18 protein-coding genes are annotated in these 25,352 nt (G+C 71.5%); 9 read left to right on the forward strand and 9 right to left on the reverse strand.

Going from position 1 to position 25,352, the window contains the following annotated elements; all coding sequences use genetic code 11:
• The first annotated feature begins 24 nt into the window (after positions 1-24).
• From mtrA to ACFC1I_RS13360, 6 genes are all read left to right on the forward strand, one after another.
• Positions 25-705, forward strand: coding sequence for an MtrAB system response regulator MtrA (gene mtrA / locus ACFC1I_RS13335; RefSeq protein WP_045297395.1), 681 nt, complete (start codon positions 25-27; stop codon positions 703-705).
• Positions 706-711: 6 nt separating this feature from the next.
• A complete protein-coding gene (gene mtrB / locus ACFC1I_RS13340; RefSeq protein ID WP_376010083.1) occupies positions 712-2,421 on the forward strand; it encodes an MtrAB system histidine kinase MtrB in 1,710 nt (569 codons plus the stop codon).
• The gene (locus ACFC1I_RS13345) at positions 2,418-4,127 is read left to right on the forward strand and encodes an LpqB family beta-propeller domain-containing protein (protein ID WP_376010085.1); all 1,710 of its coding nucleotides are present in this window, start codon (positions 2,418-2,420) and stop codon (positions 4,125-4,127) included. The genes mtrB and ACFC1I_RS13345 overlap by 4 nt, the downstream gene beginning before the upstream one ends.
• Positions 4,128-4,222: 95 nt before the next feature.
• Positions 4,223-4,882: a phosphoribosyltransferase family protein gene (locus ACFC1I_RS13350; RefSeq protein ID WP_376010088.1), complete on the forward strand. Its 660-nt coding sequence runs from the start codon at positions 4,223-4,225 to the stop codon at positions 4,880-4,882.
• A 122-nt stretch (positions 4,883-5,004) separates the two neighbouring features.
• The gene (hpf, locus tag ACFC1I_RS13355; protein ID WP_376010091.1) at positions 5,005-5,664 is read left to right on the forward strand and encodes a ribosome hibernation-promoting factor, HPF/YfiA family; all 660 of its coding nucleotides are present in this window, start codon (positions 5,005-5,007) and stop codon (positions 5,662-5,664) included.
• A 159-nt stretch (positions 5,665-5,823) separates the two neighbouring features.
• Positions 5,824-7,035, forward strand: coding sequence for an amidohydrolase family protein (locus ACFC1I_RS13360; protein WP_376010094.1), 1,212 nt, complete (start codon positions 5,824-5,826; stop codon positions 7,033-7,035).
• A gap of 219 nt (positions 7,036-7,254) precedes the next feature.
• Here the strand turns inward: ACFC1I_RS13360 and ACFC1I_RS13365 are convergent, their stop codons facing one another.
• The 9 genes from ACFC1I_RS13365 to ACFC1I_RS13405 form a co-directional block, all read right to left on the reverse strand.
• Positions 7,255-8,613, reverse strand: a complete 1,359-nt coding sequence (locus ACFC1I_RS13365; RefSeq protein ID WP_376010097.1) for a hypothetical protein — start codon at positions 8,611-8,613, stop codon at positions 7,255-7,257.
• Between the two features lie 197 nt (positions 8,614-8,810).
• The gene (locus ACFC1I_RS13370) at positions 8,811-10,622 is read right to left on the reverse strand and encodes a DEAD/DEAH box helicase (RefSeq protein WP_376010869.1); all 1,812 of its coding nucleotides are present in this window, start codon (positions 10,620-10,622) and stop codon (positions 8,811-8,813) included.
• Positions 10,623-10,742: 120 nt separating this feature from the next.
• Positions 10,743-13,568, reverse strand: coding sequence for an FtsX-like permease family protein (locus ACFC1I_RS13375; RefSeq protein ID WP_376010100.1), 2,826 nt, complete (start codon positions 13,566-13,568; stop codon positions 10,743-10,745).
• The gene (locus ACFC1I_RS13380) at positions 13,565-14,284 is read right to left on the reverse strand and encodes an ABC transporter ATP-binding protein (protein ID WP_376010103.1); all 720 of its coding nucleotides are present in this window, start codon (positions 14,282-14,284) and stop codon (positions 13,565-13,567) included. Before ACFC1I_RS13380 ends, ACFC1I_RS13375 begins: the two co-directional genes overlap by 4 nt.
• Positions 14,281-14,898 carry a PadR family transcriptional regulator gene (locus ACFC1I_RS13385; RefSeq protein ID WP_376010106.1) on the reverse strand — a complete coding sequence of 206 codons (618 nt, stop codon included), beginning with the start codon at positions 14,896-14,898 and terminating at the stop codon, positions 14,281-14,283. The genes ACFC1I_RS13380 and ACFC1I_RS13385 overlap by 4 nt, the downstream gene beginning before the upstream one ends.
• 45 nt (positions 14,899-14,943) lie before the next feature.
• The gene (locus tag ACFC1I_RS13390) at positions 14,944-16,152 is read right to left on the reverse strand and encodes an ABC transporter permease (RefSeq protein WP_376010109.1); all 1,209 of its coding nucleotides are present in this window, start codon (positions 16,150-16,152) and stop codon (positions 14,944-14,946) included.
• A complete protein-coding gene (locus ACFC1I_RS13395) occupies positions 16,149-17,000 on the reverse strand; it encodes an ABC transporter ATP-binding protein (protein WP_376010112.1) in 852 nt (283 codons plus the stop codon). Before ACFC1I_RS13395 ends, ACFC1I_RS13390 begins: the two co-directional genes overlap by 4 nt.
• Positions 16,997-17,926, reverse strand: a complete 930-nt coding sequence (locus tag ACFC1I_RS13400; RefSeq protein WP_376010115.1) for an efflux RND transporter periplasmic adaptor subunit — start codon at positions 17,924-17,926, stop codon at positions 16,997-16,999. The genes ACFC1I_RS13395 and ACFC1I_RS13400 overlap by 4 nt, the downstream gene beginning before the upstream one ends.
• A gap of 125 nt (positions 17,927-18,051) precedes the next feature.
• Positions 18,052-20,430, reverse strand: a complete 2,379-nt coding sequence (locus ACFC1I_RS13405; protein WP_376010118.1) for a glycoside hydrolase family 5 protein — start codon at positions 20,428-20,430, stop codon at positions 18,052-18,054.
• Positions 20,431-20,642: 212 nt separating this feature from the next.
• Between ACFC1I_RS13405 and secA the strand changes: the two genes are divergently transcribed.
• The 3 genes from secA (at position 20,643) to ACFC1I_RS13420 (ending at position 25,352) form a co-directional block, all read left to right on the forward strand.
• On the forward strand, positions 20,643-23,477 hold the full coding sequence (gene secA, locus ACFC1I_RS13410) for a preprotein translocase subunit SecA (protein ID WP_376010120.1): 2,835 nt from the start codon (positions 20,643-20,645) through the stop codon (positions 23,475-23,477).
• A gap of 218 nt (positions 23,478-23,695) precedes the next feature.
• Complete coding sequence (locus ACFC1I_RS13415) at positions 23,696-24,922, forward strand: pyridoxal phosphate-dependent aminotransferase (protein ID WP_376010123.1); 1,227 nt, start codon at positions 23,696-23,698, stop codon at positions 24,920-24,922.
• 73 nt (positions 24,923-24,995) lie between these two features.
• The gene (locus ACFC1I_RS13420) at positions 24,996-25,352 is read left to right on the forward strand and encodes a hypothetical protein (protein WP_376010126.1); all 357 of its coding nucleotides are present in this window, start codon (positions 24,996-24,998) and stop codon (positions 25,350-25,352) included.

The following is a 25,352-nucleotide window of genomic DNA, read 5'->3' on the forward strand; positions in this document are numbered from 1 at the left end:
GGACAGAAGGAACGAACGCGCGCGATGACTTCACGCATCCTGGTGGTCGACGATGACACCGCCCTTGCCGAGATGATCGGCATCGTGCTGCGCACGGAAGGATTCGAGACGGTCTTCTGCGCGGACGGCGCCGAGGCCGTCGACGCGTGGCGCACCGAGCGCCCCGACCTCATCCTCCTCGACCTGATGCTGCCGGGCATGGACGGCATCGAGATCTGCACCCGCATCCGCGCCGAGTCCGGCATCCCGATCATCATGCTCACGGCGCGCACCGACACGGCCGATGTCGTGAAGGGCCTCGAGTCGGGCGCCGACGACTACATCGTCAAGCCCTTCAACCCGAAGGAGCTGGTCGCCCGCATCCGCACCCGGCTGCGCCCCGCGAGCCAGCCGGCCAACGACTCGCTCCGCATCGGCGACCTCACCGTCGACGTGGCGGCGCACGAGGTGCGCCGCGGCGACGGGCCCATCGCGCTGACGCCACTCGAATTCGAACTGCTCGTGGCCCTCGCCTCCAAGCCCCAGCAGGTGTTCTCGCGGGAGATGCTGCTCGAGCAGGTGTGGGGCTACCACTACAAGGCCGACACGCGCCTGGTGAACGTGCACGTCCAGCGGCTGCGGGCGAAGGTCGAGAAGGATCCCGACAACCCCAAGATCGTGACGACGGTGCGCGGCGTCGGATACCGCGCCGGCGCCGTCGTCTAGGCAGTCATGACCGCGCCGATCACGGCCGTGACGCCGGCGCGTGCCCGCGTTCCCTGGTGGCGCCTCTGGCGTGCCTGGCCCGGTGACATCGCCGGGCTCTGGCGCCGCTCGCTGCGGTTCCGCACGATCCTCGTGACGATCGGCCTCACGGCGCTCGCCGTCGTGGTGGCGTGCGTGTGGATGGCCCTCGCCATCCAGAACGACCTGTTCGCCTCGCGCAAGGACCAGGTGCTCATGGACGCCGAGCAGGCGCGCGTCGCCGCGCAGCGGACGCTCGACGCCTCCGTGCAGAGCGACTCCATCCAGCTGCAGAACGTCATGACCCTCGCCTTCACGGCGCTGCGCGACCAGTCGTCGGCCACGATCGTCGGCGCCTACCGCATCGGCCCCCTCGTGCCCAACGCGCCGCAGGACTTCAGCACCAACGAAGAGGTGATGAACGAGCTGCTGACCCCGCCCATGCGGGCGCTCGTGCGCACCAACCCCGATCAGCAGATATGGCAGCCCGTCGGGCTTCCCGACGGCGACGACACCACCGTCCCCGGGATCCTGGTGGGTCAGCAGCTCACGATCCAGGGCGTCGCGTCGTACGAGCTGTATCTCGCGTACGACCTCGCCAACGCGCCCGAGACGCTCACGTTCGTGCAGCGCACGCTGTGGGTGGTCGGCATCGGCCTGGTCCTGCTGATCAGCGGCATCGCCTGGTTCGTGCTGAGGTCCGTCACGACACCGATCAGCGAGGCCGCCGACACCAGCGCGAAGCTCGCGTCGGGGCGCCTCGACGTGCGCCTGGAGGTGCGCGGCGAGGACGAGCTGGCGACGCTCGGCCGTTCGTTCAACGCGATGGCCGACAGCATGGAGTCGCAGATCAAGGAGCTCGCCGACCTCTCGCTCGTGCAGCAGCGCTTCGTGTCGGACGTCTCGCACGAGCTGCGCACCCCGATGACGACGATCCGCCTCGCCGCCGACATGATCAACGACCAGCGCGAGGACTTCGACCCGGCCACGGCCCGCGCCGCGGAGCTCTTGAACGCCCAGGTGCAGCGCTTCGAGACGCTGCTCACCGACCTGCTCGAGATCAGCCGCTACGACGCCGGCTCCGTACAGCTCGAGCTCGAGCCGACGAGCCTCGCGCACCTCGCGGAAGACGTGATCGGGTCGATGCAGCAGCTCGCCGAGCAGCACGGCACCGACGTGCGCCTCGTCGCGCCGGGAGGATATTCCCCCGTCGACATGGACCCGCGGCGGGTGCGCCGCGTGGTGCGCAACCTGCTCGGCAACGCGATCGAGCACGGCGAGGGCCGCCCCATCGTGGTCAGCGTCGACAGCAATCAGCAGGCCGTCGCGATCGGCGTGCGCGACTACGGCATGGGCATGAAGCCCGACGACGTCGAGCACGTCTTCGACCGCTTCTGGCGGGCCGACCCGTCGCGCAAGCGCACGATCGGCGGCACCGGCCTCGGTCTGTCTATCGCACTCGGCGACGCGAAGCTGCACGGCGGCGAGCTGGCGGTGTGGTCGGAGCTCGGCCGCGGCACGAACTTCGTCCTGACCCTGCCGCGCCAGGCGGTGCCGCTCGCGGGGGAGTCGCCGATCCCGGTCGATCCGGGTGATGACGCGGTCGCCGCCCTCGACGACCTCGGACTCACCGCGCCGATCGAGCTCCCGCGGACGAACGGGAGCACGGATGCCTCGTCCCGAGGAGGTTCCGCATGACCCGGCGGCGCAGCATCCTGGCCCTCCTCCTCGCGCTGTGCGCGGTCGTCGTGACCGGCTGCGCGGGCTTTCCCACCAGCGGGCCGCCGGAGTACGGGCTCGAGAACGGCAACACCGGAAGCGGCTCGCAGAACGTGGTCTTCATCCCGAACCGGCCGCAGCCGGGCGCCACGCCGCAGCAGATCGTGGAGGGCTTCATCGACGCCGGATCGGGACCGGGCGTGCTGGGCAACTGGGCCGTCGCCCGGGAGTTCCTGGCACCGGATCTCGCCGACACGTGGAAGCCGGAATCCGGGGTGATCGTCGACGAGCGCGCGGAACGGGACTACGTCGAGACCGGCGACGGCGTCGTCGATTTCGCGTCGGAGGTCGTCGGGACGGTCGACGACAAGGGCGCCTATGAGCGCGCGGACCTCTCGCCGGGCAACTGGACGTTCGAGCTCGCGCAGCAGGACGACGGCGAGTGGCGCATCACGCAGGCGCCGGACGGCATCTGGCTGGACGAGGCGCAGTTCCCGCAGGTGTTCCACAAGTATCCGCTGATGTACTTCGACCCGTCGTACCAGTTCCTGGTGCCCGACGTCCGGTGGTTCCCCGTGACCAAGGCCGCAGGCCGCATCGCGGATGCCCTCGTCAACCACCCGAAGAGCGAGTGGCTGGCGGAGTCGGTGGAGACCGCGTTCCCCGACGGGGTGACGGCGGTCGCCGTGGTGCCCACCGGCGAGGAGGGCGTCTCGGACGTCGCCCTGAAGGGCGACGCCATGCTCGTCGCCACTGCCGATGCCCGCAACCGCATGCTCACGCAGCTCGAGGAGAGCCTGCGCTCGGCCGGTGTGACCGATGTCGTCATGACCGTGGAGTCCGCACCCATCGAGGCGGAGCCGGTCACGGTGAGGTCGACCCGCGTGCCCCCTGCGCCTCTCGTGCTGACCGAGGCGGGCTTCGGCTTCCTCACCGGTGACGAGATCGGCAAGATCCCCGGCCTCTCGGCGGCGGTGGAGGCCGCGTCGCCGCTCAGCGTGCAGGTCGGGGCGGAGCGCGACCTCGCGGCAGCGCGACTGGCCTCGGGGGCTGTCGTCCGGCTGAACGCGGCGGGGACGGAGCCCGAGGTGCTCGACACACGCCCGGGGCTCATCGATCCGGTGATCGACCCGTACGGCGTGGTGTGGAGCGTGCCCCAGGAGGACCCCTCGGCCCTGCGTGCCTACCTCCCGAACGGCGACGTGGTCGATGTCGTCGACGCGTGGGGCGACGCCACCGCCATCGCAGGCATGGCCCTCTCGCGCGACGGCACGCGCATCGCGGCTGTGCTGAGCGCGGGCGGTCGCACCGTGGTCTCGGTGGCGGGCGTGGTCCGCGACGATGTCGTGCCGGATCGTCTCGGTGAGCCGATTCCGCTCGCGGTGGCGGGCGGCGCCGTCGTGGGCGTCACGCGGATCGGCGTCACCTGGATCGACGACGTCTCGGTCGGCGTGCTGACCAGCGGCGCGGACGCCGACTCGACGGTGATCGAGCAGGTGGTCGGGGCGCCGACCTCCACCTCGACGGCCCCCGCGGGCATGGCCTCGATCGCCGGGGGCAACGGTGTCTCGAGCCTGCGCCTACGTGCCGAGGACGGCACGCTCTCGGTCAAGCGCGGCACGAGCTGGCAGCCGACGGCGACCGGCATCCGCGTGCTCGCGACCCAGCAGGGCGAACCGCAGTAGCGGCTCCTCCACAGGGGGCCGCGCGCCCGAGTCATCCACGGATCGGGATGAACAGCCGCCGGGGTCGCCCGCGTGCCCGCGAGGCTGGGGCGGTGATGTCGGAGATCGTGCGCGCCGTGCGCGAGGCCTGTGCGGACGCGCTGGCGCTGCTGCTTCCGCTCTCGTGCGCGGGCTGCGACGAACCCGACGTCGCCCTGTGCGAGCGATGCATGTTCGCCCTCGCTCCCGACCCGCGGGTGCAGGTCGTCCAGGCGCCGGGCGGCGCCGTCGCGGTGTGGAGCGGGCTCGCGTTCGACGGGGTCGCCGCCCGTGTGCTGCGGGCCGTCAAAGAGGGCGGGCGCACGGGCTTGGCCGCGGCGCTCGCGCCCGCGCTGATCCAGGCCCTCGCCTGCGCCGGAGCCGCCGATGCGGTCGCCGTGCCCATGCCGACGTCACGGCAGGCGTACCGCCGGCGGGGTTACCGCGTGCCCGATCTCCTTGTCCGCCGCACCGGGCGCCGTCCCCGCCGACTGCTCCGGTACGCCCGCCGCACCTCCGACCAGCGCGGCCTCGATCGTGACGCGCGCGCCCGCAACGTCGCCCAGAGCCTCGTGGCCCTGAACGCCGAAGGACTCCGCGTCGTGGTCGTCGACGACGTCGTGACCACCGGGGCGAGCCTGGCCGAAGCGGTCCGCGCGCTGCGCGCCGCGGGCGCCGATGTGGTGGCCGCGGTCACCGTGGCGGCCACGCCGCGCAGGCGTCCCACAGGTCGGTGAACGTTGCGCCGACGCAATCGGAATTCGGAGGTGACAGAGTCGGAACGCCCGGCTAGCGTGGGAGTGACAAGGCGACTGATGGTCCGCCCTTGGCCGGGCGGACCGGAACAAGGAGGTCAAGGATGGAAACCAGCATCGTCGGCGTGGGAGTGGGCATCACAGATCGCTTCCGCGGTGTCGTCGAGGAGAAGGCCCTCCGCATCGAGAACCTCGCCCCGCGCGCGCAACGCGTGGATGTCAAGGTCACACACCGCGCGTACCACAACGGTCGTGTGGAGGATGAGACCGTCGAACTGACCGTCAACGGCAAGGGACCCGTCATCCGGGCCGAGGCCACCGACGGCGACAAGTTCACCGCATTGGACCTCGCGGTCGACAAGCTGTGCGAACAGCTGCGCCGTGCGAAGGACAAGCGTGTCGACGCACGCAACCACCCCCGGGGTGCGAAGTTCGAGAAGGGCAGCGGCGCGATCCAGGGGATCGACCTGCAGCCGGCGTCCGTCGACGTGCTCCGCGCCGTCGCGACCGGTGAGATCCCGATCATCACGGGCAACGAAGAGGAAGAGGGCTACACGCCCGTCGTCATCCGCACGAAGGAGTTCCACCCCGAGTGGATGTCCGTCGAGGAGGCCGTCGACCGCATGGAGCTCGTCGGCCACGACTTCTTCCTGTTCATCGACGCGCGCACCGATCACCCGAGTGTCGTGTACCGCCGCAAGGGCTGGGACTACGGCGTGATCTCGCTGACCACGCAGGCACAGCCGGACGAGCTGGCGTCCTGAGACGTACCGAGGGGTGCGGCTGCCGAGGCGGCCGCACCCCTCGTGCATTCCGGAGACGGATGCTGCCACCCGCCCGATGCGCGCTGGTATTCGGTATACCATCGACCAGGCGTGCCGGCGTGGCCGCAGCATCCATCCATCCGTCGAGAGGTACCAGACGTGATCATCCGCAACGCGCGCCCCTGGGGCGCCGACGCCGCAGACATCGTCCTCGAGGGCGCCCGCATCACCGAGATCCGGGCGCGCGACGCCTCGGCGCCGGCCGCCCCGGGCGATGTCGACGGGCGGGGCCGGCTGCTGCTGCCGTCGTTCAGCGACGTGCACGTGCACCTCGACTCGTCCCGGATCGGCCTGCCGTTCCGCCCGCACACGGGGGCGCCCGGGGTGTGGGGCATGATGCTCAACGATCGGGACAACTGGCGCCACGCAGACGTGCCGCACGCCGAGATCGTCGCGGGAACCCTCGAGCAGATGATCGCGAAGGGCACGACGCGCGTGCGCAGCTACGCGCAGGTCGACGTCGACTGCAAGCTCGAGAAGTTCGACTCGGTGCTCGCTGCGAAGGAGAAGTTCCGCGATCACGCCGACGTGCAGATCATGACGTTCCCGCAGGCCGGCATCCTGCGCGAGGCGGGCACGGTCGACTACCTCGAGGAATCGCTGAAGCAGGGCGCCGACGTCATGGGCGGCATCGACCCGAGCCAGCTCGACCGCGACCCCGTCAAGCACCTCGACATCGTGTTCGGCCTCGCCGACAAGTACCAGGTCGAGATCGACATACACCTGCACGAGCCGGGCGCGCTGGGCGTGTTCAGCACCGAGCTCGTCCTCGAGCGCACGCGCGCGCTCGGCATGCAGGGCAAGGTGACGTTGTCGCACGCCTACGATCTCGGCTCGGTGTCGGAGGCCGTGAGCCGCCGGCTGATCGACGAGTTCGCCGAACTCGACATCGCCATGGCGACGGTCGCGCCGTCGACCACCGGACACCTCAGGCTCGTCGACCTCGCCGAGGCGGGCGTGCGCGTGGGCCTCGGCGAAGACGGCCAGCGCGACTACTGGAGCCCGTACGGCAACTGCGACATGCTCGACCGCACGTGGCAGCTCGCCTTCGTCAACGGCTTCCGCCGCGACGACCACATCGAGCTCGCGCTCGCCGTCGCGACGATGGGCGGCGCCTCGATCATGAGCCACACCTCGCCGCGGGTCTCCGGGGTCGGAGACCGCCCGGGCGTCGCCGTGGGCGACCGCGCCGACCTCGTGCTCGTCGACGGCGAGACGCCCACGAGCGCGGTCATGGACCGCGGCGCCGACCGCACCGTGCTCCACAACGGCCGTGTGGTCGCCGACGGCCTCGAGGTCGTCCCTCTCTGACCCGGGCCCGGTGCCACCCGGCCTTGTCCCACCCGGTCTCGTCCCACCCGGCCTCGTCCCACCCGGCCTCGTCCCCACCCCTGCTCTCCGTGCCGAAACACGGGTCGGTGACACGACACGCCGGGGAGATGCTGCCACCCGGCGTGTCGCCGTTACCGACCCGTGTTTCGGCGTGAGGACGAGGGCGGGACGACGACTGACGGGAGACGGGGCGGGAGGTCAGTCGAACATGCCGTCGAGGAGGCTGCCGATCACGAGGCCGCCGAGGATGCCGCCCATGATGTCGGAGCCGCCGCCGCGGCGGCCGCCGCCGTACTGCTGCTGGCCGTAGCCGGGGCCGCCCCACTGGTCGGGCTGCGGGCGGGCGGCGTCGATGTCGCGCTGGGCGAGCTGCAGCGCCTCGCTCGCGAGGAACGCGGCGCGCCGGGCCATCGCGAACGCCTGCTCGCGGTGGTCCTCGTCGATCGCCGTGACGGCGGCCGCCGACGAGCCGAGGTAGCGGTCGAGGTCGAGGCGCACGCGCTCGGCCTCGGCGAATCGCGTGCGGGCGTCGGCGCCGATCCAGCCGCGGTGCCCGGCGATCACGTCGCGCGAGACGGCGAGCTGCCGGTCGGCGTCGTCGATGGCGTGGCGCACGTGCTCGAGCGGCGGGATGGGCCGGGCGGCGCGCTCGCGCGCGGCGGCGATCGCGGCATCGAGTCCCGCGTTCGCCTCGCGCAGGCGCGAGAGCTGCTCGAAGGGGTCGGTGTTCACGCCGGCCGCGGGAAGGGCGGCGAGCGCGGCCTGCAGCTCCTCGATCGCGGTCTGCACCGCGGGGGAGTGCGGCTCCTTCAGCGCGAGCACGAGGTCGCCGCGGGAGTCCTCGACGATCGCGGCGAGCGTCGACTCGGCGCGCAGCGCCTCGACCTCGAAGGTCTCGACCGCGTCGATCAGCGTCTCGGCGCGGCGGACGGATTCGGTGGATGCCTCGAGCGCCATGTTCGCCTGCTCGCGCTGGCCCGCCTCGCGACGGCGCTCGGCGACGCCGGCGCTGTGCTCGGCGAAGCCGAGCAGCTGCTCCGCCTCAGCCGGGTTCGCCTCGATCTGCGACAGGGCGTGCGCCGAGTAGCGGACGGACAGCCGGTCGACGGTGGAGCGGGCATCGGGCAGGCGCAGGCGCAGGCGCGCAGCATCCGCCCGCACCTTCGCGATGATCTCGGGAGCGCGACGCGCGCGCTCGATCGGCGCCGCGAGCGCCTCGGTGCGGTCGTCGAGGAGGTCCTCGGCCCACTCGCACAGCTGCACGATGCGGGCGTTGCGGGTGCGCAGCTCTTCGGGGGTGTCGGGGATGTCGTCGTGGTTGAGCTGGTGGAGGTGGAAGGCCTCCTGCAGGTGGGTGCGCACCGACGCGAGGGCGTCGCGCAGCTCCTTGGTGGGGCCGGGGCCGAGCTCCGCGTCGGCGAAGGCCAGCTCGTCGGTCGTGAGGCGGATGCGCTCGTCGGCCGCCACCAGCGCCTGCTGCGCCCGCCGCGCCAGGTCGGCGTCCTGCGTGTTCAGTTCTTCCTGCTCGCGCTTGCGTCTGCCCCAGAATCCGGCCATGAATCGATCCTACGGGGGCCGCTGGGAGCGGGCTGAAGCGACGGCCCCTGCGGTCGAGTGTTCGCGCAGAGCGTGGCCCTGCGCTCGCCTACCCTCGCCCGCTCGACGTGACGACACGCGGGGTCGCGTGAGAGACCCCGCGTGTCGTCACACCTGAACGCGGCGGACGGATGCTGCGCCCCGGCGCAGCGACCGGGTCAGCCGTCGCTGCGCTTGTGGCGGGGCTTGCGTGCCGGGCGGTCGTCGCCGTACGAGCCGCGCGAACCGGAGTCGCGCGAGCCCGAGTCGCGGTACGAGCCGCGGTCGCTACCGCGGTTGTCGCGGTACGAGCCGCCGGTGGCGTCCTTGCGGCGCTGCGGGCGGCCGGTGTCGGGGCGCAGCTCGATGAGCTGGCCAGAGATACGGGTGTCGGCCAGGCGGTCGAGGGCACCGGCGGGGAGGTTCGCCGGCAGCTCGACGAGCGAGAAGTCGGGCATGATCTTGATCGCGCCGAAGTCGTCGCGTCGGAGGCCCCCCTCGTTCGCGAGCGCGCCGACGATCTGACGGGGCTCGACGCGCTGACGCTTGCCGACGTTGATGCGGTAGGTCGCGAAGCCCTCGCGGGGCGTCCGGCGCTCGGGCCGGTCGCCGCGCTCGCCGAACGCGGGACGATCGCCGCGGTCGGGGCGGTCGGTGCGCTCGCGGCGCGGGGCCGGCTCGGGGTCGGGCTCGAGGAGGAGGGGCGTCTCGCCCTGCGCGACCACCGCGAGGGCGGCGGCCACGTCGACCTCGGGCACGTCGTGGTTGCGCACGTAGTGGGCGATGATGTCGCGGAACGCCTCGATGCGCGCGCTCTCGTCGAGCGCCGCGGTGATGCGGTCGTCGAAGCGCGACAGGCGGGTCACGTTGACCTCGTCGACGCTCGGCAGCGCCATCTCGGTGAGCTCCTGACGCGTCGCGCGCTCGATCATCTTCACGAGCCCGCGCTCGCGGGGCGTGACGAAGCTGATCGCGTCGCCCGAACGCCCGGCACGGCCGGTGCGGCCGATGCGGTGGACGTAGGACTCGGCATCCGTCGGGATGTCGTAGTTGACCACGTGCGACACGCGCTCGACGTCGAGGCCGCGCGCGGCGACATCGGTCGCCACCAGGATGTCGAGCTTGCCCGACTTCAGCTGGTTGACAGTCTTCTCGCGCTGCGGCTGGGCGATGTCGCCGTTGATCGCGGCGGCCGAGTAGCCGCGGGCGCGCAGCTTCTCGGCGATCTCCTCGGTGACGCTGCGGGTGCGGCCGAACACGATCATGCCGTCGAAGTTCTCGACCTCGAGGATGCGGGTGAGGGCGTCCATCTTCTGCTGCCACGCGCTGATGAGGTAGCGCTGCGAGATGTTGGCGGAGGTCTGCGTCTTCGCCTTGACCGTGATCTCTTCCGGGTCGTGCAGGTACTGCTTCGACATGCGGCGGATCGTGGCGGGCATGGTCGCCGAGAACAGCGCGACCTGCTTGGTCTCGGGGGTCTCGGCGAGGATCGTCTCGACGTCTTCGGCGAAGCCCATCTTGAGCATCTCGTCGGCCTCGTCGAGCACGAGGTACTGGAGCTCCGAGAGGTCGAGCGTGCCCTTCTCGAGGTGGTCGATGATGCGGCCGGGGGTGCCGACGACGATGTGCACGCCGCGCCGGAGGGCCGAGAGCTGCACGCCGTAGCCCTGACCGCCGTAGACGGGAAGGATGTGCACGTCCTTCAGGTGGGCCGCGTACTTCTCGAACGCCTCGCAGACCTGGAGCGCCAGTTCGCGCGTGGGAGCGAGCACGAGCGCCTGCGGGGTCTTCTGGCCGAGGTCGAGGCGGTCGATGATCGGCAGCGCGAACGCGGCGGTCTTGCCCGTTCCGGTCTGCGCCATGCCCACGACGTCGCGGCCGCCGAGCAGCGTCGGAATGGTCGCCGCCTGGATCGCCGAGGGGGTCTCGTAGCCGATGTCCTTGAGGGCCTTGAGGACGGGCTGGCTCAGCCCGAGGTCGGAGAAGGTCATCGCTGCGGGCTCGGTCTGAGCCTCGGCTTCGATCTGGTCGGCGTTCGTGTGCACAGTCAACCGTAGCGCGGCGCGCCTGTGAGGCGACAGGATGCCGCGATCCTGCGCGCGGGAGATCGGCTATGTGATCGCGGTGCGTCGCGTGAGATCGGGATGCCGCGGCGGAACCAGCCACGCCACGGCCGTCACCGCGACGGGCAGGGCGATCGCGAGCACGGCGAGCCAGGGCCACGGCGTGTCGGACAGGCGGTACATGTCGGCGTTCGCCCTCGCATACCCCCACACCGACAGCGCACCCGTCGTCGTGCCGACGATAGCGCCGACGCCGACGATGATCGCCGCCTGCCACGCGTTGACGCTGCGCCGCAGGAGCCGGCTGCCGCCGACCGCGGTGAGCGTCGCGTCGTCGGGCCGCCGCTCGAACCGTGCGAGACCGAGACACACGCCGGACGCGGCGACGACGAGTGCCATCGTCACGCCGGTGATGAGCCACAGCCAGGGGTCGACCGGACCCGGCCCGGTCTCGACGTTCGCATTCAGCCCCGCATCGGCGGCGACGCGGAAGTCGAAGGTCTGGGCGGTGATGCGGTCGACGGTGGCGGCGGGGAGCGGCTCGTCGTAGGTCGCGATGATCGCCGTGGGCACGAGCTCGGCGCCCAGGCGCTCGGCGGTGCGGGGCGTGACGACGACCTGGTAGGGCTGCTGGTGGCCGGGATCGACGAAGACGGCGGAGAGTGGATGCTTCGCCTCGGGCTCCACCTTCGACGACGCGTCCATCTGCATCAGCGCCAGGTACTCGCCGGCCGTCCACTCGGTGACGACCACGTCGTCGCCTGCCGTCAGGAAGCCGGGATCGGTGACGATCGCTCCGCCGGCCTCGAGCGTCGCGAGGGCGGCGGAGTCGACCGGCACGCCGAGGACCGTCTCGACGTCGGTCGCCTCGACGACCGAGAGCGAGGTGCTCGCGAGCTCCTGCGCGCCGAGTGTGCACCCGGGCAGGCACCAGTCGTAGCTCTGGCGCGCGACGCCGAGGGCGATCGCGTCGGGGGTGAGCGGCAACCCGGCGGCGTCGACCGCGGGCCAGCGCGTCGTGTGGATGACCGCCGTCGTGGCGGGGGAGGTCGACGCGACGAGATCTTCGGCGACGGCCATCAGCTCGGCCGACGAGTCGGACCCCGACTGCCACAGCTGCACCGACAGGGATCCCTGCGGCGACTGGTACCAGTGCATGCGGGCGTTCCCCGCCGCTGTCATCGCCGTCATCGAGAGCACGAACGACGCCGCATAGATGCAGGCGCCGATCACCGCGAACGCCGGCACGACGCGCGACGGGTTGGCCGCAGCATCCCGGCTCGCCAGCCGCGGAGCCAGCCCCAGGCGCGACGCGACCTTCGACAGCTGCACGAGCACCCAGTGCGAGGGGATGAGCATGCCGATCTGGAACAGCAGCGGCCCCAGCACCACGGCGTAGATCGCGACGTAGAACACCGGCGTCGTGGTGTCGCCGCCGGTGGCGGTCGTCGCGGCGACGTACACGCCGCCGGTGACGAGTGCGACGAGTCCGACGATCATCACGAGGATGCCCCAGAGCGGCCGGTGCGGCTTGAGGAGGGCGGGCCGGCGCGCGCCGCGGAGTGCCGCGAGGGTGTCGCCGCGCGTCGCCGCACGCGCCGGGGCGATCGCGGCGATCGTGCCGACGATCACCGCGAACACGATGATCGGGGCGACGAGCTGCCACGGGATGGAGAACCCGAAGTGCCCCCAGAAGGTGCCGACGGCGCCCCGGTCGGTCAGGGCGAGCATCACCGCGGCGCCGCCGAGTCCGACGGTGGAGCCGACGAGACCGCCGACCACGCCGAGGACCGTGCCCTGCAGCACCACGACGCGGAAGACGTCCCCGCGGGCGGCGCCGACGCTGGCGGCCACCGACAGGGCGCGCTGCTGACGGCGCGCGGCGACCGAGAACGCGGCTCCGGCCAGCAGCACGACGATGTACCCGCAGATCGCCGCGATGATCGCGCCGATGAGCATGACGCTCCAGAGCGGTGTGCCGTTCACCCAGCTGCCGCGCTTGCTGTCGGCGGGAGGGTCGAGCACCAGATCGCGCGCGTACGCGATGTAGCCGGCGTGGTTGAGCTCGGCGAGCTCGTCGACGCCCGGCTGCCAGTCCGCCACGTACCACCGGCTGATCGCGGGCCCGTCGGCCGTGTACCGGGCGTCGGGCAGGAACAGGGTGGGTGTCGTCCCGTCCGCGTTCGCGGGTCGCATCGTGCCGGTGAGGGTCAGGGTGGCGCCCGCGGCCGGGAAGACGACGGCGTCGCCGATCTCGGCGCCCATGCGCTCGAGGGCGCCTGGCGTCGCCATGAACTCGTCGGCGCGGGTCGGCGCGGCGCCGTCGATCGGCACGTACAGGCCCGCGAACGACGGCGCCCACACCTCGCCGGCGACGGTGGTCAACCACGCCACTCCGGCCTCGGTCTCGACGGCGGCCGATCCGAACTGCTGCACCGGGTAGACCGTGGCGTCGCCGGGGACCACGTCGGGCCGCGTCGTCGGCGCGGGGAGCGCCGGGTTGAGGGGAAGCCCCGAGTCATCGGCGTCGACGCGGTTGTCCCACGGCTGGTCGATCGCCTGCCGGCGTGACGGGTCGGGTCCGCCGATGGCCTCGATCCAGGTCTGGTTGGCGCCGAGCTCCAGCGCGACGATGCGCTGCTCCAGCGACCCCTCCTGCGCCTGCCACACCGCCGCCGCACCCGCCAGGCCCGCCACCGGGAGGGCGACGAGCGTCACCACGAGCGCGCTCGAGCCCTTCGTGCGCCACGTCTGCCGCCACGCGAGCCGCACCGCGACCCGCCACCGCGCCCATGCCGAGCCGCGACGCCGGGGCGCAGCATCCATCCGCTCCTGCGCCGTGTCGACGCTCGCGGCCTCCAGGAGCCGGGTCATCGCGACCCGGTGAGGAGCGAATCCGCGCCGGCGCGGCGCGACTCGTCGACGATGCGGCCGTCGCGCAGGAACACGATGCGGTCGGCGAAGGCGGCGTGGCGGGCCTCGTGGGTGACGAGGATGCCGGCGGCCCCGGCATCCACCCGTGCGCGGAGCATCTTCAGCACCATCTCGCCGGTCACCGAGTCCAGGGCGCCGGTCGGCTCGTCGGCCAGGATCAGCCGGCGCCCGCCGACGACGGCGCGCGCGATCGCGACGCGCTGCTGCTGCCCGCCCGACAGGTCGTCGGGGTAGGAGGCGGCCTTGTCCTCGAGTCCGACCGACGCGAGTGCGTCGCGCCCGGCGCGCCGCGCCACGCGACCACGGAAACCGTCGAGCTCGAGCGGCAGCGTCACGTTCTCGAGTGCGGTCAGGGTGGGGATGAGGTTGAAGTCCTGGAACACGAAGCCGAGTGATCGCCGCCGCAGCCGTGCGAGCTGCGACGGGGTCTGCTCGCTGAGGTACGCGCCCTCGACGATCACCTCGCCGGTCGTCGGGATCGCGAGCCCGCCCGCGATGGACAGCAGCGTCGACTTGCCCGATCCCGACGGGCCCATCACCGCTACGAGCTCGCCCTTGCTCACCTCGAAGTCGACGCCCGACAGCGCCGAGACGGCCGTCGCGCCGATGCCGTACTGCTGCGTCACCCCGATGAGGCGCAGCACGGTGTCGGTCATCGCGACTTCTCTGGAGCGATGGATGCCTCGGCCCGGGCGGGGCGGCCGCGCTTGGGCTTGTCGGTCGAGAGCTCCAGCGCCATCGCGCGCTGCGGGTGCAGCGCCAGCCGCTGCTCGGAGTGGTCGAGCCAGCGCACCTCCGCCTCGGCGGCGAAGATCATGGAGTCGACCACGAGCGACCACGCGAGCTCCTCCGGGCCGTCGGGGTTCGACCCGGCGTACTTGGCGCGGTTGAGCTCCTGCAGCTGCGCGAGCGACGAGCGGCGCTGCGTCTGGATGATGTCGGCGACGTCCACGCCCGGCAGCGTCGCGGCCACCGCGAGCTTGATCGCCAGCTCGTCACGGGTGCCCTGCGCACGCTGCACCGGGGAGGCCAGCCAGTCGCGCACCTCGGCGGCTCCGGCATCCGTGATCTCCCAGTAGACGTGACCGTGCTCGTCGACGTCGCCCTTCTCGACCAGGCCGTCGCGCTCGAGCCTGTCGAGCGTGTTGTAGATCTGGCCCACGTTCAGCGGCCACGTCGACCCGGTGCGCCGGTCGAACTCGGCGCGCAGCTGGTAGCCGTAGCACGGGCCCTGATCGAGGATCGCGAGCAGACTCTGTCGGACGGACATGGGCTTCTCCTTCGGGGCGGAGGGCGGACGGGTGGGGTGGGCGCGTCAGAAGCGCAGCGCGTCGATCACGTTGGAGCGCACGGCCATGAGCGCCGGGATGAACCCGGCCAGCGCGCCGATCGCGACGGCCGCGACGAGTCCGGTGACGGCGGCGCGCACCGGGAACGGCGGGATGTCCTGCAGGCCCGAGAACATGTCCATGACGAACGGCGCCTTCAGCACCGCCACCGCGATCGCGATGCCGATCACGCCGGCGACGGCCGTGGCGACGACGCTCTCGAGCAGCACCGAGGTGAAGATGCGGCCCTGCGTCGCGCCGAAGCTGCGGCGCACGCCGATCTCGCGGATGCGCTGGCGCATCGCGACGAGCTGGATGTTGACGAGCCCCAGTCCGCCGAGCAGCAGCACGAGCCCGGCGATGCCGCCGGTGACGACCTCGAACATCGCCATCGAGTTCTGCGCGTCGGGCCGCGACGCCCAATCGGTGCGGTTGACGCTCACCTGGATGTCGTCCTGGCCGGCACGCAGATCGGCCGCGAGCGCGGGCCCGAGGTCGGCGACGCCGTCCTCCGGCACCCACGTCTCCCACGCGATCATGGCGTCCGCCGGCAGCGCGTCCTGGCGCTCGGCATAGGAGACGTACATGAGCGTCAGGCGCTTCTCCTGGTCGCCGGAGTACTGCTTCGGCGTCACGCCGACGACGGTGTACTGCCCGCCGAGGTCGCCGACGAGGCTCACCGCGAACCCGGGGCCGAGTGCCGGGCGGCCGTACACCTCCCACAGTGCCTCTGTGATCACGACCGGGGGTGCGAGCAGTTCGGCGTCGGCGTCCTGGAACCAGCGGCCCTCGAGGACGGGGGAGCGGTGGATCACCGCGTACGCGGGGTCGACGAGGCGCGCCATCACGGGCCGCACCTGCTCGGGCGTCTGCAGCTGCAGCTGCACCGGATCGACGATGCGCGTGAGGTGCGAGAACGAGTACCGCTCCGCGACGCGATCGAGGTGCGCGTCGAACGACTCCCAGTCCATCGGGGCGCCGTCGGTGCGCGACGCCGAGATCGACAGCGTCGCCGGCCGGCCGCCGCTCTGGTCGGACTGCTCGGCCATCTGCTGCCGCTGGTACTCGCCGAGGGCGACCACCGCGGTGAGCGCCCCGACCGAGACGGCGATGCCGATGAGGCTCAAGAGCACCCGCAGCTTGTGGTGTCGCAGCTCCGACCACGCCTCGCCCAATGCGCCGACGAGGCCGCTCACGACGCCACCTCCGCACGCTCGGGCGCGTCTTCCCGAGCGGAGACGTCGAGGGATGCCTCGATGCCCGCGTGGGTCTGGGGCGCGGGTTCGAGCTCGGGTTCCGCCACGCTCTCCGCGAGCTCGGGTGCAGAAGCCTCGGCCTCCGCAGGAGTGGGTGCGCTGCTCAGGTCGAAGGACGACAGCACGCCGGCGTCGAGGCGGTAGTGCCGGCGCGCGCGGGCGGCGACGTGGAGGTCGTGGGTGATCGTCACGAGGGCGGCGTCCGCCTCCGAGGCGATGTCGTCGAGCAGCTCCATCACCGTCGCTCCGGTCTCGACGTCGAGGGCGCCGGTGGGCTCGTCGGCGAGGATGAGCGCGGGCCGCCGCACCAGCGCGCGGGCGATCGCCACGCGCTGCTGCTCGCCGCCCGACATCTGCTCGGGCGTCGACTCGAGGCGGTGGCCGAGTCCGACCCGCTCGAGCATCTCGCTCGCGGTGCGCCGGCGGCGCCAGAACTCGCGGCCCGACGCGTAGCCGAGCGGCATCTCGACGTTCTCGAGCGCGGTGCGCCCGGCGAGCAGGTTGAACTGCTGGAAGACGAAGCCGACGTTGCCCCCGCGCAGCCGGTCGAGCTTGCCGCGCCGCATCTTGCGCACCGGCTCGCCCCGGAACCACACCGCGCCCTCGGAGGGGCGGTCGAGCATGCCCATGAGGTTCAGGAGCGTGGACTTGCCCGAGCCGCTGCGTCCGACGATCGCGACGTGGTCTCCTGCGGCGACGGCGAGGTCGATGCCGCGGAGGATGTCGAGGCGGCTGTCGTCGGGCAGCAGCACGTGCTTCGACACGCCCTCGAGCCGGACGAGGCTCACCAGCTCCACCCGGCGGGCTCGCAGTACTCGCCGCCCATGCCGTCGTCGTAGCAGACGGGGTCGTCGCCCGCGAGGACGCCGGGCACGTACTGGCGCACCTGCTCGCCCTCTTCGAGCCCGGTGGTCACCTCGACGATGGCGCCGTCGCTCACCCCGAGCGCGACGTCGCGCTCCTCGAGCTCGCCGGTGCCGGCATCCACCCACACGACGCCGGTGCCCGACCCGCCCTTGACGGCGGTGGTGGGCACGACGAGCACGTCCGAGACGGTGCCGAGGTCGATGTCGAGCTGCGCCTGCAGCCCCGCGAACACGACCTGGTCGGCCGGCACCGCGCACGTGACGGTGGTGGTGCCGTCCTCGGCGACCGAGACCTTCAGCCCGGTGCACGTGAACGGCGCGGGGCCGCCCTGGATCGTCACCGATCCCTCCGACGGCGCACCCTGCAGGCGGTACAGCTGCACCGGGTCGACCGTGGCCTGCACGCGGTAGCGGGCGGGCGTGAGCGACGCGAGCTCGCCCCCGATCGAGGCCGGCTGGCCCTTCACGACCGCGATCTCGGTGACGTCGCCCGCCTCGGGGGCGAGGACGTCGATGTTCTTGACCGGATCGGCCTGCTTGATGGTGAAGAGCTTCTGCCCGGCGGCGACGGCCTGGCCTTCGCCGACGTGGACGGCGGTGACGGTGCCGTCGATCTCGGAGCGGACCGGGTACGCGGTCTCGCGCGCGATCGTGCCCGGCAGGCTCAGCGCGTTGGTGACGGCGCCGCGCTCGACGACCACGACCGGGTCGGCGATCTGCGCGGACGGCTGCGCGGCGGCGGCGGGCGCCGTGTCGGGGAAGAACGCGATCTTCACCAGCGCCGCGGCGGCGAGTCCCAGCACGAGCACCAGCAGGATCGGGAAGACCCATCGACGCCAGACAACCATGTCGTACCTCTCCGTAGGGGGCATACCGAGTATGTAGTCACCGAGTATATGCATACCCGGCATGCATGGGAACGGATGCTGCCCCCCCGCGTGTCCCGCACGCCCGCGCTCTCCGCGGACGGGGCTCAGCCGGCGGTCACCGTGTAGTCGCCGTCGGCGCAGGCGGTCATCCGCCACCCGCCCGCCGTCGCGACGAGCTCGACGTACGTGAGGCCCTCGGTGCTCACGTCCGGCTCTGCCGCGCCCGGGATCCAGACGTCGAGGCCGCACGTCGGCTCGCCGGTCGTCGCCGCGAGCGCGAACCGCGCGCCGTCGGCCTCGAGGCTCACGAGCCGGCCGGGAGCCTCGCGCGGGTACGCCCGGCTGAGCTCGCCGAGCAGCACCTCGTTGCCCGGCGCGTCATCGCCCGTCGCGCAGTCCTGCGGCACGAGCGCGAGTCCGATCGGGCCGATGCCGTTCTGCGGGTCGCCGCACGCCTGCTTCCACACCCAATAGGCGCTGCCCAGCAGGTGCGCGTCCTCCGCGTCGGCGTAGCGCGCCATGCGCGCGTTCACGTCCTCGGGCTCACCCCAGTAGCCGTACTCGCCCGACCACAGCGGCATGCCGTACTCGTCCGCCACGCGGCGGGCGAGGTCGAACTGCCGCTCCATGCTGACGATCGATGGGATGCCGAGCGAGCGGTCCATCGTGATCGACTCGGCGTACAGGTGGGGCGAGAACACGATGTTCGCGTCGTCGGTGAACCCGAGCGACGGGCCGCTGTCGAAGCCGAGGCCCGACCACAGGATGCTCGGCTCGACGAACACGATCTGCGGTGCGCCCGCCGCGCGGATCGCGTCGATCGCGCGGTCGTAGTAGCGCCCGAGCAGCAGCGACGTCGTCACCGGCGCCGTCTGCCCGAACCCCGGCTCGTTCATGAGGTCGAACCCGGCGACGGCCGGCTCGTCCGCATACCGCGCCGCGAGTTCGCCCCACGTGCGCACGAGCGCCGTCTGGACACCGTCGGTGTCGAACCAGAAGTGCTCGAACGCGCGGTCGCCGGCGGGGGAGATGTCGCGCCCGGTGAACGCGCAGCGAGGGGTCCCGTCGAAGATCGTCGCCCACTCCGGCGCGCCGTCATAGCCCCACATCGGGTCGGTGCCCGGGCGGCACTCGGTGCCCGTCGCGGTCGCGGCGTTCGACCAGCCGTCCTGGTGCAGGTCGATGACGGTGCGGATGCCGTTCGCCTTCGCCCACGCGACCGCGTCGTCGATCTGCGCGAGGTACGCCGCGTCGAGCTCGCCCCGGTCAGGCTCGAGCGCCGACCACGAGATCCCCAGCCGCACCGCGTTGAAGCCGTACGACGCCATGCCCTCGAAGTCCGCCTCGGTCAGTTCCCGGGTCGCCGGCACGTCCTCCTGCGGCTGGTAGAAGTCGACCAGCTGGTTCACGTTGGCCCCGCGCAGGAGCACCTCGTGCCCCTCGCCGTCCGTGATGCGATCGCCGTCCGCGCGCAGGAATCCTGCGGGGACGGATGCTGCATCCCCCGCGGCGTCGTCGGCGCCGGCCGCCACCGCGACGGGCGTGATGACGAGCGCCGCCGCGACCACGGCGACCGCCGTCACCGCGACCGGCCGCCGCGCCGGTGCCGGCTCGACCGCGTCGGCCGAGGCATCCGTCCCCTGCGGGATAGTGCGGCGTGCGCGCACGCGGTCGGTGACGAGCGAGGCCAGCGCCGCGACCCACCCGAGGCACGCGCCGAACGACAGGCCGTCCGCGACGTGCACGTAGGCGGCCATGAGCGGCCACAGGTCCCCGCGGAAGCCGTCGTCGACCACGAGGCCGATCGCCGCCTGCACCAGTCCGAACAGGGCGCCTGCGGCGAGGACGCCGAGCCACGTCCCGAGGAAGCCGGGCACGCGCCGGCGCATGAAGCGTACGCACACCCACGCCGAGGCGATCATCAGCACGACGGCCACGGCCACCGACACGAAACCGCGGTCGGGGCGCGGCGACGGGATCAGGGCGGCGTAGGCCGCACCGGTCCACCACGACCCCGCGGCCAGCGGCGCGATCGCGCCGAAGGCCATCGCGGCGGGCCACACGGATCCGCGCTCGAACACGGGACGCGACGACCGCCCGCCCGCCCAGCGGGTCACGGCAGCGATGATCGCCGCCGCCGGCAGGGCCTTCGCGGTCACGTAGCCGGCGGCCCACGCCGAGAGCGCAGCATCCATCGTCATCGCGACACAGGCGGCCGCCTGCGCGAGCAGCACCGCCAGCACGACCCCCGCGAACATCGTCCAGAAGCGCTCGCCCGCCCGCACCGCGGCCCACCACACGACGCCCAGCAGCACCGGGAGGAACACGAGGTACGGCGCGAGGGGCCAGCCGAGCTGACCCTGCAGCGTGCCGCCGGGCCAGCCGACGAGCGCGAGGAGCCCGGTCGGATCGGCGATCGCCTGGACGAGGACGAGAACGGATGCCGTGGCCACGGCGATGATCGGACGGCGGAACCGGCGCATGAACACTCCATCGTGTCTGCAAGGGGCGAGGGCCCACGCGTTCGGGATCGCGAGGGAGCAGCATCCTCTCATCCGTCCCTATGGATGAGGGCGCACCCAGCGCACACCAAGGTCACGGGTGGATAACATAGGCAGGTATGCCTGGGGTCATGCACCCTGGCGGCACTGGCGCCGTTGCGCCGCTCCCGAAAGCCTGAAGATGGAGACACTCCGTGGCCAACCCCCTCGAGAAACTGCTTCGCGCCGGTGAGGGTCGCATCCTCCGGCGGCTCCAGCAGGTGGTGAAGGCCGTCGGCGCCCTCGAAGAGGACTACCAGCACCTCACCGACGAAGAGCTGCGGGGCGAGACCGCGGAGCTCCGCGCGCGCTACCAGGCCGGCGAGACCCTCGACCACCTCATGCCCGAGGCGTTCGCGGCCGTCCGTGAGGCCGCCAAGCGCACGCTCGGACAGCGCGCCTACGACGTCCAGATCATGGGCGGGGCGGCGCTGCACCTCGGCAACATCGCCGAGATGAAGACCGGTGAGGGCAAGACGCTCACCGGTGCCTTCCCTGTCTACCTCAACGCGATCGCCGGCAAGGGCGTGCACGTCGTCACCGTCAACGACTTCCTCGCGTCGTACCAGTCGGAGCTCATGGGTCGCATCTACCGCGCGCTCGGCATGACGACAGGCACGATCGTCGCGGGCCAGACGCCCGAGATCCGCCGCGAGCAGTACAACGCCGACATCACGTACGGCACGAACAACGAGTTCGGCTTCGACTACCTGCGCGACAACATGGCGTGGCGCAAGGAAGACCTCGTGCAGCGCGGTCACTTCTACGCGATCGTCGACGAGGTCGACTCGATCCTCATCGACGAGGCGCGCACGCCGCTCATCATCTCGGGCCCGTCGTCGGGCGAGGCGAACCGCTGGTTCGTCGAGTTCGCGAAGATCGCGAAGACGCTCGAGTCGGGCGTCGACTACGAGGTCGACGAGAAGAAGCGCACCATCGGCGTGCTCGAGCCCGGCATCGAGAAGGTCGAGGACTACCTCGGCATCGACAACCTGTACGAGTCGGCGAACACCCCGCTCATCTCGTTCCTCAACAACTCGATCAAGGCGCTCGCGCTCTTCAAGCGCGACACCGACTACGTCGTCATGAACGACGAGGTCATGATCGTCGACGAGCACACCGGCCGCATCCTGGTCGGGCGCCGCTACAACGAGGGCATCCACCAGGCCATCGAGGCCAAGGAGGCCGTGCCGGTCAAGGCCGAGAACCAGACGCTCGCCACCGTCACGCTGCAGAACTACTTCCGCCTGTACGACAAGCTCGCGGGCATGACCGGTACCGCCGAGACCGAGGCGGCCGAGTTCATGTCGACGTACCAGCTCGGCGTCGTGCCGATCCCGACGAACAAGCCGATGATCCGCAAGGACCAGCCCGACCTCGTCTACAAGAACGAGACGGCGAAGTTCGCCCAGGTCGTCGAAGACATCGCCAAGCGCCACGAGATCGGCCAGCCCGTGCTCGTCGGCACGGTGAGCGTCGAGAAGAGCGAGTACCTCTCGCGCCTGCTCGCGAAGAAGGGCATCAAGCACGAGGTCCTCAACGCGAAGAACCACGCGCGCGAGGCCGAGATCGTCGCCCGCGCCGGGCGCCTGGGCGCCGTCACGGTCGCCACGAACATGGCCGGCCGCGGCACCGACATCATGCTCGGCGGCAACGCCGAGTTCCTCGCCGTGCAGGAGCTCAAGACCAAGGGTCTCGACCCGGTCGAGACGCCCGAGGAGTACGAGGCCGAGTGGGACTCGGTGTACGAGGCGACTCGCGATCACGTCGCCCAGGAGAGCACCAAGGTCGTCGAGGCCGGCGGCCTGTACGTGCTCGGCACCGAGCGTCACGAGTCGCGCCGCATCGACAACCAGCTGCGTGGTCGTTCGGGCCGACAGGGCGACCCCGGCGAGAGCCGCTTCTACCTGTCGCTCACCGACGACCTGATGCGCCTGTTCCAGTCGGGCGCGGCCGAGGCGATCATCGCCCGGACGAACTTCCCCGACGACGTCGCGATCGAGTCGGGCATGGTCACGCGCGCGATCAAGTCGGCGCAGAGCCAGGTCGAGGCGCGCAACGCCGAGATCCGCAAGAACGTCCTCAAGTACGACGATGTCCTGAACCGCCAGCGCGAGGCGATCTACTCCGACCGCCGCCACATGCTGCAGGGCGACGACATCGCCGACCGCGTGCAGCACTTCATCGAAGACGCCATCAACGCCGTGATCGACGACCACACGGGCGCCGGTCACAGCGAGAACTGGGACTTCGACGCGCTGTGGACCGAGCTCAAGACGCTCTACCCGGTGGGCGTCACGATCGACGAGGTCGTGGCGGAGGCCGCGGGCCGCAAGGGCGGCATCACCTCGGACGGCCTCAAGCGCGAGATCCTCTCCGACGCGCGCATCGCGTACGACACGCGTCAGAACGCCCTCGGCGAGGCCGCGACGCGCGAGCTCGAGCGTCGCGTGGTGCTGCAGGTGCTCGACCGCCGCTGGCGCGACCACCTCTACGAGATGGATTACCTCAAGGACGGCATCGGCCTGCGCGCCATGGCCCAGCGCGACCCGCTCATCGAGTACCAGCGTGAGGGGTACCAGATGTTCCAGGCGATGATGGGGCAGATCAAGGAGGAGTCGGTCGGCTACCTCTACAACCTCGAGGTCGAGGTGCGCCGTCAGGGCGAGACCGGCGCCGAGCAGGTCACGCAGGTCGAGGCCAAGGGCCTCGGCGCGCAGCCCGTCGAGACCCAGCGTCTGCAGTACTCGGCGTCGAACGACGCCGGCGAGGTCGAGGTGCGCAACGACCGCGGTCAGGTGCAGCAGGCGGCGACCACGCGCCTGCGCCAGGCGGCCGCCGCGGCAGCCGCCGGCCAGCAGCCGCAGGCACCCGCCGCCGAGCCGCAGCGCGGCGCCTTCGGCCAGCGGACGGACGGCGAGGCCCCGGCCGCGCAGCCCGCTCCGCAGAACCGCGCGCAGCGTCGCGCGGCCGAGCAGCGCAAGAAGTAGCGGACCGCGGCTTCCGGGCGCACGCCGGGCCGCAGCATCCGTCTCCGAATCAGGCGATGAGGCGAAAACAGGACGAATCCCGACGGGACCGGCCTGCATTCGCCTCATCGCCTGATTTCGGTACAGGGCGGGCGGCGTAGGGGCGGGCGGGCCACGGGCGCGCGGGGCGGGCCACGGCGCGGCGATTGGACCCTGCCGGCCGCGGATATCCTGGGGCGATGAGTCCCCTCCGCCCCCTCGACCAGTCGAGCAAGCTCCAGAACGTTCTCTACGAGATCCGCGGGCAGGCACTGGCAGAGGCAGACCGGCTGGAGGACGACGGGCACACCATCCTCAAGCTCAACACCGGCAATCCGGCGGTGTTCGGGTTCGAGGCGCCGTTCCAGATCGTGCGCGACATGATCGAGGCCGTGCCCCACGCGCACGGCTACAGCGACAGCAAGGGCATCATGTCGGCGCGGCGCGCGGTGGTCTCGCGCTACGAGCAGGTGCCCGGCTTCCCGCAGTTCGACCCCGACGACGTCTACCTCGGCAACGGGGTGTCCGAGCTCATCACCATGACGATGCAGGCGCTCCTCGACGAGGGCGACGAGGTGCTGATCCCCGCGCCCGACTACCCGCTGTGGACGGCGATGACGAGCCTCGCCGGAGGCACGCCCGTGCACTACCGCTGCGACCCCGAGGCCGGGTGGCAGCCCTCGCTGGACGACATCCGCGAGAGGATCACGCCGCGCACCAAGGCGATCGTCGTCATCAACCCGAACAACCCGACCGGCGCCGTCTACAGCCGCGAGGTGCTCGAGGGCATCGTCGAGATCGCCCGCGAGAACTCGCTCCTGCTGCTGTCGGACGAGATCTACGACCGCATCCTCTACGACGAGGCGCAGCACATCCCGCTCGCGACGCTCGCGCCCGACCTGCTGTGCCTCACCTTCAACGGCCTGTCGAAGACGTACCGCGTCGCGGGCTACCGCTCCGGCTGGCTCGTGATCACGGGGCCGAAGAAGCACGCCGCCGGCTTCCTCGAGGGCATCCAGCTGCTCGCGTCGACGCGCCTGTGCCCCAACGTGCCTGCGCAGTACGCCGTGCAGGCGGCGCTGTCGGGCGTGCAGTCCATCGACGCGCTCATCGCCCCCGACGGGCGCCTCCATGAGCAGCGGGATGCTGCGTGGGAGGGCCTCGAGCGCATCCCCGGGGTGACCTGCCTGAAGCCGCAGGGTGCGCTCTACGCGTTCCCGCGACTCGACCCGAACGTCTACGAGATCCGCGACGACGCCAAGCTCGTCTACGACTTCCTCGTCGCCGAGCACGTGCTGCTGGTGCAGGGGACCGGCTTCAACTGGCCGACCCCCGATCACCTGCGTATCGTCACGCTCCCCGAGGCGCGCGTGCTCGCGGAGGCCGTCGAGCGGCTCGGCAACTTCCTGTCGTCGTACAAGCAGTAGGCCGACCGATCCGCGCCGCGCGCGGTTCGTCAACCCCCTCGCATGAGAGGGGCGGGCGTCGTACTTTCGCCGCATGTCCATCGAACTGAACCAGCCGGCGCTGCGCCATGCGCGCGCGCTCATCCGGGACGGCAAGGTCGTGCGCGATGAACGCGACGATTGGTCGGAGGCTGCCCCGACCGCCGACGAGGAGAACTCGTACATCAAGCGAGAAGGATGGACCGAGTACTCCCACTGGCACCTCGGCATCGACCATCGCGAGAACGAGGAGACGAAGAAGGCGTACTCGTTCCCCGTGGGCGACTTCACGAAGGTGCACCGGTCGGGCGTGATCTCTGCGGAGAGCCGTGCCGGCCAGTACGACCACTACGAGATCCGCGATGCTCTCCGCTCGCTGCTCGAGCTCATCGACAAGGACGACAAGAGCTGA

Origin of the sequence: Microbacterium sp. NPDC056044, from assembly GCF_042267145.1 — a bacterium.
GTDB lineage: Bacteria > Actinomycetota > Actinomycetes > Actinomycetales > Microbacteriaceae > Microbacterium.